Source organism: Gillisia limnaea DSM 15749 (assembly GCF_000243235.1).
Classification (GTDB): domain Bacteria; phylum Bacteroidota; class Bacteroidia; order Flavobacteriales; family Flavobacteriaceae; genus Gillisia; species Gillisia limnaea.
On sequence record NZ_JH594606.1, the window covers coordinates 2,776,351 to 2,791,963 of the forward strand.

General features: G+C 40.4%; 10 protein-coding genes, 2 tRNA genes, 1 rRNA gene and 3 other annotated features. Of the genes, 9 read left to right on the forward strand and 4 right to left on the reverse strand.

Annotated features, from left to right (window positions below; all coding sequences use genetic code 11):
- Window positions 1-143 precede the first annotated feature (143 nt).
- From tgt to GILLI_RS14155, 6 genes are all read left to right on the forward strand, one after another.
- Entirely contained in the window at window positions 144-1,274 is a 1,131-nt protein-coding gene (tgt, locus tag GILLI_RS14130) for a tRNA guanosine(34) transglycosylase Tgt (protein WP_006989803.1), read from the forward strand.
- 2 nt (window positions 1,275-1,276) lie between these two features.
- A complete protein-coding gene (locus GILLI_RS14135) occupies window positions 1,277-2,353 on the forward strand; it encodes an LptF/LptG family permease (protein ID WP_006989804.1) in 1,077 nt (358 codons plus the stop codon).
- Window positions 2,340-3,251, forward strand: a complete 912-nt coding sequence (locus GILLI_RS14140; RefSeq protein ID WP_006989805.1) for a DMT family transporter — start codon at window positions 2,340-2,342, stop codon at window positions 3,249-3,251. Before GILLI_RS14135 ends, GILLI_RS14140 begins: the two co-directional genes overlap by 14 nt.
- 59 nt (window positions 3,252-3,310) lie before the next feature.
- A complete protein-coding gene (locus GILLI_RS14145; RefSeq protein WP_006989806.1) occupies window positions 3,311-4,264 on the forward strand; it encodes an acetyl-CoA carboxylase carboxyltransferase subunit alpha in 954 nt (317 codons plus the stop codon).
- A 156-nt stretch (window positions 4,265-4,420) separates the two neighbouring features.
- The gene (gene dnaB / locus GILLI_RS14150) at window positions 4,421-5,977 is read left to right on the forward strand and encodes a replicative DNA helicase (protein ID WP_006989807.1); all 1,557 of its coding nucleotides are present in this window, start codon (window positions 4,421-4,423) and stop codon (window positions 5,975-5,977) included.
- A gap of 115 nt (window positions 5,978-6,092) precedes the next feature.
- On the forward strand, window positions 6,093-7,334 hold the full coding sequence (locus tag GILLI_RS14155; RefSeq protein WP_156798740.1) for an asparagine synthetase B: 1,242 nt from the start codon (window positions 6,093-6,095) through the stop codon (window positions 7,332-7,334).
- Between the two features lie 107 nt (window positions 7,335-7,441).
- On the opposite strand, the gene rplT is transcribed toward GILLI_RS14155, so the two are convergent.
- From rplT to thrS, 4 genes are all read right to left on the reverse strand, one after another.
- Window positions 7,442-7,786, reverse strand: coding sequence for a 50S ribosomal protein L20 (gene rplT, locus GILLI_RS14160; protein WP_006989809.1), 345 nt, complete (start codon window positions 7,784-7,786; stop codon window positions 7,442-7,444).
- 127 nt (window positions 7,787-7,913) lie between these two features.
- Window positions 7,914-8,111: a 50S ribosomal protein L35 gene (gene rpmI, locus GILLI_RS18190; protein ID WP_006989810.1), complete on the reverse strand. Its 198-nt coding sequence runs from the start codon at window positions 8,109-8,111 to the stop codon at window positions 7,914-7,916.
- Window positions 8,112-8,138: 27 nt separating this feature from the next.
- Window positions 8,139-8,654 (reverse strand): translation initiation factor IF-3, encoded by a 516-nt coding sequence (gene infC / locus GILLI_RS14165; RefSeq protein WP_280985194.1) that lies wholly within the window; start codon window positions 8,652-8,654, stop codon window positions 8,139-8,141.
- 58 nt (window positions 8,655-8,712) lie between these two features.
- The gene (gene thrS / locus GILLI_RS14170; RefSeq protein WP_006989812.1) at window positions 8,713-10,659 is read right to left on the reverse strand and encodes a threonine--tRNA ligase; all 1,947 of its coding nucleotides are present in this window, start codon (window positions 10,657-10,659) and stop codon (window positions 8,713-8,715) included.
- Between the two features lie 1,019 nt (window positions 10,660-11,678).
- On the opposite strand from thrS, the gene GILLI_RS14180 reads away from it, so the two are divergent.
- The 3 genes from GILLI_RS14180 (at window position 11,679) to GILLI_RS14190 (ending at window position 13,688) form a co-directional block, all read left to right on the forward strand.
- Window positions 11,679-13,200, forward strand: a 16S ribosomal RNA gene (locus GILLI_RS14180).
- Between the two features lie 190 nt (window positions 13,201-13,390).
- Window positions 13,391-13,464: transfer RNA gene (locus GILLI_RS14185), tRNA-Ile, on the forward strand.
- 150 nt (window positions 13,465-13,614) lie between these two features.
- Window positions 13,615-13,688, forward strand: a tRNA-Ala gene (locus tag GILLI_RS14190).
- Window positions 13,689-13,919: 231 nt separating this feature from the next.
- Window positions 13,920-14,454 (forward strand) — a sequence feature (23S ribosomal RNA rRNA prediction is too short).
- A 7-nt stretch (window positions 14,455-14,461) separates the two neighbouring features.
- Window positions 14,462-15,196, forward strand: a sequence feature (23S ribosomal RNA rRNA prediction is too short).
- A gap of 14 nt (window positions 15,197-15,210) precedes the next feature.
- Window positions 15,211-15,540: a sequence feature (23S ribosomal RNA rRNA prediction is too short), on the forward strand.
- The last annotated feature ends 73 nt before the right edge of the window (window positions 15,541-15,613 follow it).

Below are 15,613 nucleotides of genomic sequence, written 5' to 3' on the forward strand. Positions count from 1 at the left end.
AAAAATATGTTTTTATATACTGATGTCAAAGCCGGAATTCACCGTTTATCAACGAATTGACTTTTTTAACTAACAATTTTTAATTTTAGCGGTCTTTTAATTGTGGTTTAGTTAAGTATCTTTGCCGCTACTTAAATCATACTATGAATTTTGAACTTTTAACTACCGATCCCGGTAGTAAAGCAAGAGCAGGAAAAATTACCACTGATCACGGCGTTATTGAAACTCCCATTTTTATGCCGGTGGGTACCGTGGGATCTGTGAAAGGCGTTCATCAAAAAGAATTAAAAGAAGAGATTAACCCGGATGTAATTTTGGGAAATACCTATCACCTATATTTAAGGCCTTCAACAGAAATTTTGAAGAAGGCGGGTGGGCTCCATAAATTTATTAACTGGGACCGGAATATACTTACAGATAGCGGGGGGTACCAGGTGTATTCCCTTTCCGATAACAGGAAGATTAAAGAAGAAGGAGTGAAATTTAAATCGCATATAGATGGCTCCTTTCATACCTTCACTCCTGAAAATGTAATGGAAATTCAACGGGTTATAGGCGCAGATATTATTATGGCCTTTGATGAATGTACTCCATACCCGTGTGATTACCGATATGCAAAAAGATCTATGCATATGACGCATCGCTGGCTGGACAGGTGCATTTCTCACCTGGATAAAACGCCATACCAATATGATTACACACAGTCCTTTTTTCCAATAGTCCAGGGAAGTACCTATAAAGATCTTCGGAAACAATCTGCAGAATATATCGCCTCGGTTGGTGCCGAAGGAAACGCGATTGGAGGGCTTTCTGTAGGGGAACCTGCAGATGAAATGTATGCGATGACCGAAGTTGTTACGGAGATCCTTCCGGAGGATAAACCAAGGTATCTTATGGGAGTAGGAACCCCAATCAATATATTGGAAAATATCGCATTGGGAATTGATATGTTTGATTGTGTTATGCCCACGAGAAATGCAAGGAACGGAATGCTTTTTACAGCTCACGGGTCCATCAATATCAAAAATAAAAAGTGGTGCGACGATTTTTCTCAAATAGATGAAATGGCGATCACCTGGGTAGATACAGAATATAGCAAAGCTTATTTACGTCATCTTTTTACGGTGAATGAAATGCTTGGCAAACAAATTGCAACGATTCACAACCTTGGATTTTACCTATGGTTGGTTCGTGAAGCCAGAAAACATATCTTGGCTGGTGATTTTGTTACCTGGAAAAATATGATGGTAAAGCAAATGGATAAGCGCCTGTAAATTTGAAAATACTTGATTGGTACATATTAAAACGATATTTAGGAACATTTTTCCTTATGCTTGTCCTGTTTATACCAATAGGCATAACCGTAAATCTTGCTGAAAAAATTGGAAAGATTCTGGATAACGAAGTTCCTTTTATAGAAGTAGCTTTATATTACTGGGATTTCACCATATATTTTGCAAATCTTCTTTTTCCACTATTTCTATTTCTTTCTGTAATCTGGTTTACCTCTAAACTGGCTAATAATACTGAAATAGTTGCATTTTTGAGCAGTGGAGTTTCCTATTGGCGATTTTTGAGGCCGTACCTTATTGGTGCTACCATAGTTTGTTTGGGAGCACTGGTTCTTAGTATGTATATGGCGCCTAAAGCCAGTAAAGGTTTTAATGAATTTAAATATGAATATTTAAAAAAAGGAACGGAAGTTCAGGAAACGATCGATGTCTACCGGCAGATCAATGATTCGGAATATATTTATGCCAGCAATTTTCAGCCAAAAACAAAGGTTGCAAGGAATTTTACCTTGGAACATTTTGAAGGAAATAAAATGATTTTTAAGCTGAGTGCTTCCCGGCTTGAGTATAACGAGGAGGACAGCATCTATAATTTATCTAACGTAGATAAAAGGATCATAGGAGAAAATGGGGATGAAATTTTACACTACCGCCAGCTTGATACGGTTTTGCCTTTCGAATTTGATGCGCTTACGCCGGTAAATTATATCGCAGAAACCTTAAATTATAATGAATTAAATACATTTATTGAGCAGGAAAGACGCAGGGGATCTGCTAATTTAAACCGGTATCTGGTGGTGGCCTATAAACGTTGGAGTCTACCTGTTTCCGCCTTTATACTCACTATTATTGCTGTAGCGGTTTCTTCGGTTAAACGCCGCGGAGGAATGGGGGTTAGCCTTGCCGTGGGAATTTCTCTCGCTTTTGTTTTTATTTTCTTTGATAAAGTGTTTGGTACTATTGCCGAACAATCCACTTTTTCTCCACTTCTCGCAGTTTGGCTTCCTAATATTACTTTTGGCATTTTAGCTGTTTATCTTCTGTTTAATGCTAAACGATAAACTCAAAAGTTACCTGCATTTTCATTTTATCGTATTTATATGGGGGTTTACCGCCGTTCTTGGTGCACTCATATCATTAGATGCAGTACCACTGGTTTGGTATAGAATGCTTCTTGCCAGTGGATTTATACTTATATGGATTAAATGGAAAAAGAAGGATCTTAAAGTTGCTCCACGGCAATTAATATTACTAGTAATAGCCGGATTGGTAATCGCATTACATTGGTTAACTTTCTTTGGTGCCATTAAAGTCTCTAATGTGTCTATTACATTGGCAATGCTCTCCACAGGTGCATTTTTCACTTCTATTCTAGAGCCTATATTCTACAAAAGGAAATTTGTAGGCTATGAGATAATTTTTGGATTAATAGTTATGCTGGGGCTTTACATTATTTTCAAAGTAGAAACCAATTACTTTCTGGGGATCGTACTGGCTTTGATTTCGGCATTTCTGGGAGCTGTTTTCACCCTGATAAATGGAAAACTGGTAAAGTACAATGCGCCATCGGTAATTTCATTTTACGAATTAACCACCGGGGTAGCAGCTATAACCGTCTATCTTTTAATAATGACCTGGATAAGCGAAGGTACTTCTGGATTTGGGCCGGGATTTTTTAAGCTCTCTTCCCAAGACTGGATGTATCTATTAATATTGGCTTCCATTTGTACTGCCTATGCTTTTATCGCTTCGGTTGCTGTAATGAAACATCTTAGCCCATATACCATCATGCTTACCATAAATCTGGAGCCGGTTTACGGTATTTTCCTGGCATTTTTGATTTTCGGAAATAAAGAACAAATGAATCCGCAATTCTACTATGGTGCCGCTATAATCCTTGGTACAGTTATCCTTAACGGGTATCTTAAAACAAAACGGAAAATTAATAAGTTATCTTAGGAACTCTTCCTTTTAAAGTTTGTTATATTTGTAAGCTAATAAAAATACGGCACCTTAACATGGAATATTTAGATTTTGAATTACCCATTAAAGAGTTGGAAGAACAGTACCAGAAAGCCTGTAATATAGGTTCCGAAAGCAATGTTGATGTTACGGCTACCTGCAAGCAAATAGAAAAAAAATTGGCAGAGACCAAAAAGAAAATCTATAAAGATCTTACAGCCTGGCAGCGAGTTCAGCTTTCCCGTCATCCAAACAGACCCTATACGCTTGACTATATAAATGCCATTTGCGGAAATACTTTTTTAGAACTGCACGGGGATAGAACCGTGAAGGATGATAAAGCCATGATAGGTGGTTTGGGAAAAATAGGAGATCAAAGCTTTATGCTAATTGGACAGCAAAAAGGGTTTAATACCAAGACAAGGCAATACCGGAATTTTGGAATGGCAAATCCTGAAGGCTACCGCAAAGCATTAAGACTAATGAAGTCTGCTGAAAAATTCGGGGTTCCTGTTGTTACTCTTGTAGATACCCCGGGTGCATATCCCGGCCTGGAAGCAGAGGAAAGAGGGCAGGGGGAAGCCATAGCAAGGAATATTATGGAAATGACCCGACTTAAAGTGCCAATAATTGTAGTGATTATAGGTGAAGGTGCCAGCGGTGGAGCCCTTGGAATAGGGGTAGGAGATAAGGTCCTTATGTTGGAAAACACCTGGTATTCTGTAATTTCTCCGGAATCGTGCTCTTCTATTTTATGGAGAAGCTGGGAATATAAAGAGATTGCCGCTGAAGCTTTGAAGCTTACTGCAAAGGATATGAAGAAACAGAAGTTAATAGACGAAATAGTTAAAGAACCTTTAGGTGGAGCACATAGCAATAGGGAGGAAACTTTTGAAGCTGTGAAAAATGCAATTATTTCTTCTTATGATGAATTTAAAAACTTATCACCAACAGAATTAGTGAATAAGAGAATAGATAAATACCTTGATATGGGAGTTTATAAATCCTAGATCAAAGTATAGCATCATTTAAAAAATATCCGGGGTACCAGCTTCGGATTTTTTTGGCCTTATCAACAAAAAAATCAAGTTATCAACAGGTGAAATGTTCATGACTTGTTCATTAAGAGGAACCCCTTTCCTTCGAAAATTCTTTACTTTTGTACTATGGAAAAAGTTACAGTCCCACAAAATCTGAAATACAGTTCTAATAACGTCATCAATCTTGAGAAAGGAAAAATACCTCCGCAAGCGGTTGATTTAGAAGAAGTTGTGTTAGGTGCAATGATGATTGATAAAAAGGGGGTCGATGAAATCATCGATATCCTTCAGCCGGATGCTTTTTATAAAACAGCGCATAAACACATCTATGAAGCGATACGCACCCTTTTTGATAATACCGAGGCAATTGACTTATTAACTGTTTCAAATCAATTGCGGAAAGAGGGAAAACTCGATAAGGTGGGAGGAGAATATTATCTCATCCAGCTTACCCAAAAAGTAGCATCTTCGGCACATATTGAATTCCATGCCCGTATCATTCTGCAGAAATTTATTCAGCGAAGCCTGATAAAAATTTCAAATGAAATCATCGAAGAATCCTACGACGAAGCAACCGATGTTTTTGATCTTTTAGATAAGGCAGAATCAAAATTATACGAGGTAACGCAGGGGAATATAAAACGATCTACAGAGACTGCACATAGTTTGGTGATCCAGGCCAAGATCCGTATCCAGGAAATTTCCAATAAGGAAGGATTAAGCGGGGTTCCCTCCGGTTTTGATAAGCTGGATAAACTAACTTCCGGATGGCAACCAAGTGATTTGGTGATTATCGCAGCCCGTCCGGGGATGGGGAAAACAGCGCTAACCTTGTCTATGGCCAGAAACATGGCTGTTGGCCACAATATACCAGTTGCTTTTTTCTCCCTGGAGATGTCTGCTGTACAATTGATAACCAGGTTAATCTCTTCTGAAACCGGATTGTCTTCAGAAAAATTAAGAACAGGTGATCTTAAAACCCATGAGTGGGAGCAATTGAATGTGAAGGTAAAGGATCTTGAAAAAGCGCCCTTGTTCATAGATGATACACCTTCCTTATCCATTTTTGATCTTAGAGCAAAAGCAAGACGTTTATCTTCTCAACACGGTATAAAATTAATAGTGGTAGATTATTTGCAATTGATGACAGCCGGAAGCTCCGTAAAAGGAGGGAACAGGGAACAGGAAATTTCCACAATTTCCCGTAACTTAAAAGCGCTGGCAAAAGAATTAGCCATACCCGTAATCGCACTTTCTCAATTGTCACGGGCAGTAGAAACCAGAGGAGGAAGCAAGCGGCCATTATTGAGTGATTTACGGGAATCTGGAGCGATAGAGCAGGATGCCGATATAGTTTCATTTATTTACCGGCCTGAATATTATAAAATAGACGAATGGGATGATGAAGAGCGTTCTCCTACCGAAGGGCAGGGGGAATTTATTGTGGCAAAACATCGTAATGGTGGCCTGGAAAATATTCGTCTTAAATTTGTTGGTCATTTAGGTAAATTTGATAATTTAGACGACTTTGATTCCCCTTTTGAATTTCACTCAAAGATGAATGAAGCAGCAAATGATGATACTTTCAAAACTCCGAATTTGCCTAATCCAAGTGCAGACGAAGCTTTTGGGAGCTCAATGAACAACGACTTTGATAATGATGATAACGACGTACCTTTTTAATAATGTAAAAACAAACAATACATATTTCTTTATTGAGGAAGCAGCTAATAGGTTTGAAATCTATAGAAAATTTATCGGAACAAGATATAAAAAGAGTGTAAGGACGATTGTCTTTATGCTCTTTTTGTTTGTGGGAGTTTTTCAGCTTCAGGCTTCTGTAATTCTTATACCTATGGATGCCAAAGGGCAGGCCAATCATTTAAAGGCTTATGGAATTACGTATTACGCCTTGGAAAACAATCTTAATGTCCAGTGGCTTTTGAATTATCGCGGAGGTTCTTTTTTGATTTCAGATACAGAAGCTTTAAGAAGGGAATGCCAAATTAGAGGGGTTTCTTTTGAAGTGTTAAGCAACGGAAAAGCAGAAGGTATTCTGGAAGAAATTCAAAGTCCATCCATGAATATGGACGCAATAGTACTTGAAAAAGCTCCAAAAATTGCGGTATATGCCCCGCAGGGAAATAAGCCCTGGGACGATGCGGTTACTATGGTTTTAGCCTATGCCGAAATTCCATACGAAACTATTTATGATACGGAGGTGCTGGGAGATGCATTGCTTTTATATGACTGGCTGCATTTGCATCACGAGGATTTTACCGGTCAGTATGGTAAATTTTACAGGAATTACAGGACTACTCCCTGGTACATTCAGGAAAAGGCAGATGCAGAAGCTCTTGCTGCAAAACTCGGGTTTAATAAGGTTTCAGAAGAAAAACTGGCAGTAGCGCTCAAGATCAGGAATTATGTGGTTGGAGGTGGATTTATGTTCGCTATGTGCAGCGCTACAGATAGTTTTGATATAGCACTCGCGGCAGAGGGTATCGATATTGCAGAACCAATGTTTGATGGAGATCCCAGTGAGCCAGGTTATCAGTCTAAGATCGATTTTGATAAAACATTTGCATTTACAGAGTTTACTTTGGAACGAAGTCCCATGGTTTATGAATTTTCTTCTATTGATATGACCGAAAAGCGCAGAATACCTTTTGAAAGTGATTATTTTACCCTTATGGACTTTTCAGCAAAATGGGATCCAATCCCAACAATGCTCAATCAAAATCATACGGTCCTGGTGAAAGGGTTTATGGGGCAAACCACAGCCTTTGATCCTGCTACCCTCAAACCAACAGTTTTAGTACTTGGTGAAAATAAGTTTAACAATGAAGCACGCTATATCCATGGAATAAAAGGGCAAGGGTTTTTCACCTTTTACGGAGGGCATGATCCCGAAGATTATCAGCATAGGGTAGGAGACCCTAAAACCGAACTGGAACTCCATCCAAATTCTCCAGGCTATCGTTTAATACTAAACAATGTTCTGTTCCCGGCTGCGAAAAAGAAAAAGCAAAAAACTTAAACTACCATACCTCAAGAAAGTTGTTCTAGGTAATTGATTTATAAAGCAAAAAAAATCCCGCTTCTTCAAGCGGGATTTTTAATAAGAACGTTAATCTTGTATTTAAATTATTTTACTTTGTTAACTACAGCTTTAAACGCATCTGGGTGGTTCATAGCTAAATCGGCTAAAACTTTTCTGTTCAGGTCGATATTTGCAACTTTTACTTTACCCATAAATTGAGAATAAGACATTCCGTGTAATCTGGCTCCTGCATTAATACGGGTGATCCAAAGAGAACGGAAATTTCTTTTCTTGGTTTTTCGGTCTCTGTAAGCGTATAACATCGCTTTGTCCACCGCGTTTTTTGCTACTGTCCAAACGTTTTTACGACGTCCAAAGTAACCTTTTGCTTGCTTTAGAACCTTTTTTCTTCTGGCTCTTTTGGCAACTGAATTTACTGATCTTGGCATATTTTTTACATTTTTTTGTAGTAGGCGGTCCAATTGACTCTTGTTAAAACAGATTATAAATATTAAATCTACTTTTGCCTAACTCCAGGGTTTTTAAATTGTTTAAACCATCAAAGGTTCAATTGGTTTATTTTAAACGCAATTGAAGTTTGATATTGCTTGTATCTGCATCATGTACCAAAGTACTGTGCGTTAAAGCTAACTTACGTTTTTTCGACTTCTTTGTTAAGATGTGACTTTTGTAAGCGTGCTTCCTCTTAATTTTACCGGTACCCGTAAGCTTAAAACGCTTCTTGGCACTGGATTTCGTTTTCATTTTTGGCATGCTCTTGTTATTTTATAATTAACGTTCTTATTTACTTTTTCTTGGAGATATGAACATGGTCATTCTTTTACCTTCCAGTTTTGGCATTTGTTCTACTTTGCCAATTTCTTCTAAATCCTGAGCCAGTCGCAGCAATAAAATTTGCCCTTGCTCTTTAAAAACAATGGAGCGTCCTTTGAAAAACACGAATGCCTTTAACTTGGCACCATCCTTTAAAAACTTCTCTGCGTTCTTCTTTTTGAAATCATAATCGTGGTCATCGGTTTGAGGACCAAATCGAATTTCCTTTACCACAACCTTGCTGGCTTTCGCCTTTAATTCTTTTTCCCTTTTTTTCTGCTCATAAAGGAACTTTTTGTAGTCCATTACTTTGGCTACAGGCGGTGAGGCATTCGGAGAGATTTCAACAAGATCCAATCCCTGTTCTTCTGCGATTTCTAATGCTTTTCTGGTAGGATACACCCCCATTTCAACATTATCACCTACAAGCCTAACTTCATCAGCCCTAATTTTAGCGTTGATGCGGTGTTGGTCTTCTTTAATCTCTCTAAGCGGTCGCTTCGATCTTTTTCTTCGTATTGCTATGGCTATATATTTTTAATTAAACTTTAAACGCTTTTAGCGTCATTTTTATCTCGTTGTTTATCAATTCTGAAAAGGCTTCAACAGTCATTACGCCTATATCACCTTCCCCATGTTTTCGTACAGAAACTGTACCATCTTCTGCTTCCTGTTCCCCTACGATCAACATGTATGGGATTTTACTCATTTCAGCATCCCTGATCTTCTTACCAATGGTATCATTTCTGTGATTCGCCACGGCGCGAATTTCGTTATTTTCCAGCAAAGTTAAAACTTTTTGTGAGTATTTTTCATATTTCTCGCTGAGTGAGAGTATAATAGCCTGTTCAGGCATTAACCAGAGTGGGAAATTACCCCCGGTATTCTCTAAAAGTACTGCAATAAAGCGTTCCATGCTGCCAAAAGGAGCGCGGTGTATCATCACGGGCCGGTGCATTTCATTGTCACTTCCTTTATATGTAAGATCAAATCTTTCAGGTAAATTATAATCTACCTGAATGGTGCCAAGTTGCCAGCTTCTGCCAAGGGCATCTTTTACCATAAAATCCAATTTTGGTCCATAAAAGGCAGCTTCACCGGCTTCAACCACATAATCCAGTCCTTTTTCGTCGGCGGCTGAAATTATGGCACGCTCTGCTTTATCCCATACTTCGTTACTTCCTATATACTTCTCCTTATTATTAGGATCCCTTAGGGAAACCTGTGCTGTAAAATCATTAAATCCTAAGGATTCAAATACATATAATGTAAGGTCTATAACTTTTTTGAATTCAGAATCCAATTGGTCTGGAGTACAAAATATGTGTGCATCATCCTGAGTAAATCCGCGAACGCGCGTAAGCCCGTGAAGTTCTCCGCTTTGCTCATAGCGGTAGACTGTTCCAAATTCTGCAAAACGCTTCGGTAAATCACGGTAACTCCAAGGAGATGCATTATAAATCTCACAGTGATGTGGACAGTTCATTGGTTTCAGCAAAAACTCTTCTCCTTCATGAGGTGTTTTAATAGCCTGAAAGCTATCTGCCCCATACTTTTCATAATGCCCGGAAGTTACATATAGTTCTTTTTGGCCTATGTGTGGAGTGATCACCATTTCGTATCCGGCTGTTTTTTGTGCTTTTTTCAGGAAATTTTCAAGTCGCTCCCGCAGGGCTGCTCCTTTTGGTAACCAAAGCGGTAGGCCCTGGCCAACTTTTGAGGAAAACGTGAAAAGCTCCAGCTCTTTTCCCAGTTTTCTGTGGTCCCGTTTCTTGGCTTCTTCCAGAAGTTCCAGGTATTCTTTGAGGTCCTTTTGTTTTGGAAAAGAAATCCCATATAGCCTGGTTAACTGTGGATTTTTTTCATCCCCACGCCAATAGGCACCGGCAGCGCTTGTTAACTTAACAGCTTTTATAATTCCCGTATTGGGAATGTGGCCCCCACGGCATAAATCGGTAAAGGTATCATGATCGCAAAAAGTAATCGTCCCATCTTCCAGGTTTTCAATAAGTTCTACCTTAAATGGGTTATTCTGACTTTTATAAAATTCCAATGCATCTGCTTTTGATGCGGCACGCATGCTGAAATCATGTTTGCCCCGTGCGATCTCCAACATCTTATCTTCAATCTTTTTGAAATCATTTTCAGAGATCTTCTGGTCCCCAAAGTCAATATCATAATAAAATCCATTTTCAATAGCAGGTCCTATAGTTAGTTTGGATCCTGGATATAAGTCTTCAATGGCCTGAGCCATCACATGGGAAGAAGAATGCCAGAAGGCTTTTTTACCCTCTTTATCATTCCAGGTGTATAATACTAAACTGCCATCTGTAGTAAGGGGTGTGGTTGTTTCAACAATAGTGTCATTGAATTTAGCCGAAATTACATTTCGTGCAAAACCTTCACTTATACTTTTAGCAACATCCATAGGATTGGAGTTGCTCTCAAATTCTTTAACAGTACCATCCGGCAAGCTTATTTTTATCATCTTTCATTTAATTATTGGGCAAAGATAAGATGTTATAGGCGGTTGCACAATATACTCTTATATATTATCAGAAATCTAATTTTGAGTTTTCCGCACATTCCAAAAGTGAGGGACGGGCTTACATATATAGTGGAGTCTTAAAGAAAGTAACCTAAAAGTTATCACTGCTATCCCTAACACTGTTTTATCAGATCCTATATAATGACAAAAGGGAGCAGGTAATTTCAAAAACAGGAGTTGTTTCAGGCTAAGTGGATATTTTATTAAATTAAATTTATGGCATAAAACTTTAAAAATCAATGTGATGTATTCTATAGTTGAAATCAGGTGTAAAAACTTTTGTGATTTCCTTGCCGGTGAATAATTCCTGATTATATTTGCAGCCGCTTAGACGGAAACGTACAAGCGTATGTTCTTTAAAATTTTGTGAAATCAGATTTGCCTGGAATAAAAAAAAGATTGTATTTTAGTAGCCCCTTTTTTATTTTTCGGAGTTATAAAAAAACTTAATTTATTTCAAAATAAGTTTGTTGTTTGTCTAAAAAGCGTTGTATATTTGCAGCCGCTTTGGAATTAAGGCGACGTTCATAGGGAGGTTGATTTGATTGCTGTTTTTGGTTTGGATTTCGGGAGAAAAAAGGATCGAAAAAAAACTTAAAAATAAGTTTGGTGGTTAAAGAAAAAGCGTTGTATATTTGCAGCCGCTTACAGAGCAAGCACGTTCACACACACATACTGACAAGAAATCCCGGGTTGGGTACAAATTAGAAGAGGTTCGAATCCTTTTATTTCAACAAGTACACCGTTATATTTTCCTTTTGGAAAATGCCTGGAAAGGCAGATGGTAAAACGTTCATTGATATATTGAATTGACAGCGCGTTTCAACTCATTCGAGAGGATGAGGAAGAAACCAAAAGAATACGAATTAAGACTAGAAAATAATTTTGAGTTGACGATGGGTTTTCGGATCTATCGTTATAAAATTGACCTTAGTAATTGTTACATTATTTAAAGATTAACGATGAAGAGTTTGATCCTGGCTCAGGATGAACGCTAGCGGCAGGCTTAACACATGCAAGTCGAGGGGTAACAGGGTGCTTGCACCGCTGACGACCGGCGCACGGGTGCGTAACGCGTATACAATCTACCTTGTAGAGGGGAATAGCCCAGAGAAATTTGGATTAATGCCCCATAGTATTATTGAATAGCATTATTTAATAATTAAACATTTATGGCTATAAGATGAGTATGCGTTCTATTAGCTAGATGGTAAGGTAACGGCTTACCATGGCTACGATAGATAGGGGTCCTGAGAGGGAGATCCCCCACACTGGTACTGAGACACGGACCAGACTCCTACGGGAGGCAGCAGTGAGGAATATTGGACAATGGGCGGGAGCCTGATCCAGCCATGCCGCGTGCAGGAAGACGGCCCTATGGGTTGTAAACTGCTTTTACAGAGGAAGAAACACCCCCTCGTGAGGGGGCTTGACGGTACTCTGCGAATAAGGATCGGCTAACTCCGTGCCAGCAGCCGCGGTAATACGGAGGATCCAAGCGTTATCCGGAATCATTGGGTTTAAAGGGTCCGTAGGCGGGACAATCAGTCAGCGGTGAAAGTCTGTGGCTCAACCATAGAATTGCCATTGATACTGTTGTTCTTGAATACTTATGAAGTGGTTGGAATATGTAGTGTAGCGGTGAAATGCATAGATATTACATAGAACACCGATTGCGAAGGCAGATCACTAATAATTTATTGACGCTGATGGACGAAAGCGTAGGTAGCGAACAGGATTAGATACCCTGGTAGTCTACGCCGTAAACGATGGTTACTAGCTGTTCGGGAGCAATCCTGAGTGGCTAAGCGAAAGTGATAAGTAACCCACCTGGGGAGTACGTTCGCAAGAATGAAACTCAAAGGAAATTGACGGGGGCCCGGCACAAGCGGTGGAGCATGTGGTTTAATTCGATGATACGCGAGGAACCTTACCAGGGCTTAAATGTAGTTTGACCGATTTGGAAACAGATCTTTCGCAAGACAAATTACAAGGTGCTGCATGGTTGTCGTCAGCTCGTGCCGTGAGGTGTCAGGTTAAGTCCTATAACGAGCGCAACCCCTGTTGTTAGTTGCCAGCGAGTAATGTCGGGAACTCTAACAAGACTGCCAGTGCAAACTGTGAGGAAGGTGGGGATGACGTCAAATCATCACGGCCCTTACGTCCTGGGCCACACACGTGCTACAATGGTAGGGACAGAGAGCAGCCACTGGGCAACCAGGAGCGAATCTATAAACCCTATCTCAGTTCGGATCGGAGTCTGCAACTCGACTCCGTGAAGCTGGAATCGCTAGTAATCGCATATCAGCCATGATGCGGTGAATACGTTCCCGGGCCTTGTACACACCGCCCGTCAAGCCATGGAAGCTGGAAGCACCTGAAGTCCGTCACCGCAAGGAGCGGCCTAGGGTGAAGCTGGTAACTGGGGCTAAGTCGTAACAAGGTAGCCGTACCGGAAGGTGCGGCTGGAACACCTCCTTTCTAGAGAATTGCCTTTTTAAGTAGGGCATTCGCAATTACTACACAAGGAAGACCTCAAGGTTTTTTCTTGTCTTAATTCGCTGTCAATTTAAATATATTATAATATTAAGATTTGAGATATCAGATGTGAGATATGAGATGGATGGAGAGAATTCTCAGGTCTAGAATCTTAGGTCTAACATCTAATAACAGTCTCATAGCTCAGCTGGTTAGAGCGCTACACTGATAATGTAGAGGTCGGCAGTTCGAGTCTGCCTGAGACTACTGCGCACTAAGGTGCTAGTTAAAAGTTCAAGGTTAAAGGTTCAAGGTTTTGAACTGGAGACAAACGTTCATTAAAATAAAGGAAATTCTGGAAGTTGAGTAGTGGTTATAGTCTAACTACTAACTACTATATACTAACTACTGGTATATGGGGGATTAGCTCAGCTGGCTAGAGCGCCTGCCTTGCACGCAGGAGGTCATCGGTTCGACTCCGATATTCTCCACAAAAGGCTTTAAGCAATATGCTATAAGCCGTAAGCGAAGATGCTAAGGCCTATTGCCTAAAGCATATAGCTTTTAAACGTTCATTGACATATTGGGAAATAAAGAATACGAGAGAATACGAGTATGTACTAAGGTACATATTTAAGAATATAAATAAATAAAGATATTGATGGAACTTGGTTCTATTGATATTTTGAGCACATTAGGTAAAAAGCACATAAGCTAAATAAGGGCGTATGGGGAATGCCTAGGCTCTCAGAGGCGAAGAAGGACGCGATAAGCTGCGAAAAGCTGCGGGGATTGGCACATACAAATTGATCCGCAGGTATCCGAATGGGGCAACCCACTATATTGAAGATATAGTATACCGTAAGGTAGGCAAACCCGGGGAACTGAAACATCTAAGTACCCGGAGGAGAAGAAAACAACAGTGATTGCGTAAGTAGCGGCGAGCGAACGCGTAGTAGCCCAAACCGGTATTGTTACGGCAATGCCGGGGTTATAGGACCACGATATTGGTTGTGAACAGAATTAGAACACGTTGGAAAGCGTGGCCATAGACGGTGATAGCCCGGTATAGGTAATGAACATAAACCATAGTGGTATCCTGAGTAGTGCGGGGCACGAGAAACCCTGTATGAATTAGGCGGGACCATCCGCTAAGGCTAAATACTCCTGAGAGACCGATAGTGAACCAGTACCGTGAGGGAAAGGTGAAAAGAACCGTGAATAACGGAGTGAAATAGATCCTGAAACCATACGCTTACAAGCGGTCGGAGCCCTTTAGGGGGTGACGGCGTGCCTTTTGCATAATGAGCCTACGAGTTACCGTTGCCAGCAAGGTTAAGTCTTTAAGAGATGGAGCCGTAGCGAAAGCGAGTCTTAATAGGGCGCTATAGTTGGTAGTGGTAGACGCGAAACCGTGTGATCTACCCTTGGGCAGGTTGAAGCTGTGGTAACACATAGTGGAGGACCGAACCCGTTGACGTTGAAAAGTCTTGGGATGACCTGAGGGTAGGGGTGAAAGGCCAATCAAACTCGGAAATAGCTCGTACTCCCCGAAATGCATTTAGGTGCAGCGTTGATTTAAAGTTTTATAGAGGTAGAGCTACTGATTGGATGCGGGGGCTTCACCGCCTACCAATTCCTGACAAACTCCGAATGCTATAAAATGTTGATCAGCAGTGAGGGCATGGGTGCTAAGGTCCATGTCCGAGAGGGAAAGAACCCAGACCATCAGCTAAGGTCCCCAAATGTATATTAAGTTGAAGAAACGCGGTTGAACTGCCCAGACAGCTAGGATGTTGGCTTGGAAGCAGCCATTCATTTAAAGAGTGCGTAACAGCTCACTAGTCGAGCGGTTCGGCATGGATAATAATCGGGCATAAATATACTACCGAAGCTATGGATTTCATATTTAAGTATATGGAGTGGTAGGGGAGCATTGTAATGGGGTTGAAGGTGTGCTGTCAGGCATGCTGGACTAATTACAAAAGAAAATGTAGGCATAAGTAACGATAATGCGGGCGAGAAACCCGCACACCGAAAGACTAAGGTTTCCTCAGCTATGCTAATCAGCTGAGGGTTAGTCGGGACCTAAGGCGACCCCGAATGGGTTAGTCGATGGACAACAGATTAATAGTTCTGTACCTGCCCCACGATAAAAGTGACGGAGGCGAAAAGTTAGTGCGTACTGACGGAATAGTACGTTGAAGCCAGTGGTAACACGGCAATAGTACACAAAAGCTTCGGCCGGCGTGATAATCTAGCAAATCGACTTCCAAGAAAAGCGAGTGGTGGCAGCCCGTACCGTAAACCGACACAGGTAGTTGGGATGAGAATTCTAAGGTGCTCGAGAGATTCATGGCTAAGGAACTAGGCAAAATAGACCCGTAACTTCGGGAGAAGGGTCGCCCATCTTCGG

Coding starts and splice junctions, on each gene's coding strand:
- tgt (WP_006989803.1), top strand. CDS start 144: ATGAATTTTGAACTTTTAACTACCGATCCCGGTAGTAAAGCAAGAGCA.
- GILLI_RS14140 (WP_006989805.1), top strand. CDS start 2,340: ATGCTAAACGATAAACTCAAAAGTTACCTGCATTTTCATTTTATCGTA.
- GILLI_RS14145 (WP_006989806.1), top strand. CDS start 3,311: ATGGAATATTTAGATTTTGAATTACCCATTAAAGAGTTGGAAGAACAG.
- dnaB (WP_006989807.1), top strand. CDS start 4,421: ATGGAAAAAGTTACAGTCCCACAAAATCTGAAATACAGTTCTAATAAC.
- GILLI_RS14155 (WP_156798740.1), top strand. CDS start 6,093: ATGCTCTTTTTGTTTGTGGGAGTTTTTCAGCTTCAGGCTTCTGTAATT.
- rplT (WP_006989809.1), bottom strand. CDS start 7,786: ATGCCAAGATCAGTAAATTCAGTTGCCAAAAGAGCCAGAAGAAAAAAG.
- rpmI (WP_006989810.1), bottom strand. CDS start 8,111: ATGCCAAAAATGAAAACGAAATCCAGTGCCAAGAAGCGTTTTAAGCTT.
- thrS (WP_006989812.1), bottom strand. CDS start 10,659: ATGATAAAAATAAGCTTGCCGGATGGTACTGTTAAAGAATTTGAGAGC.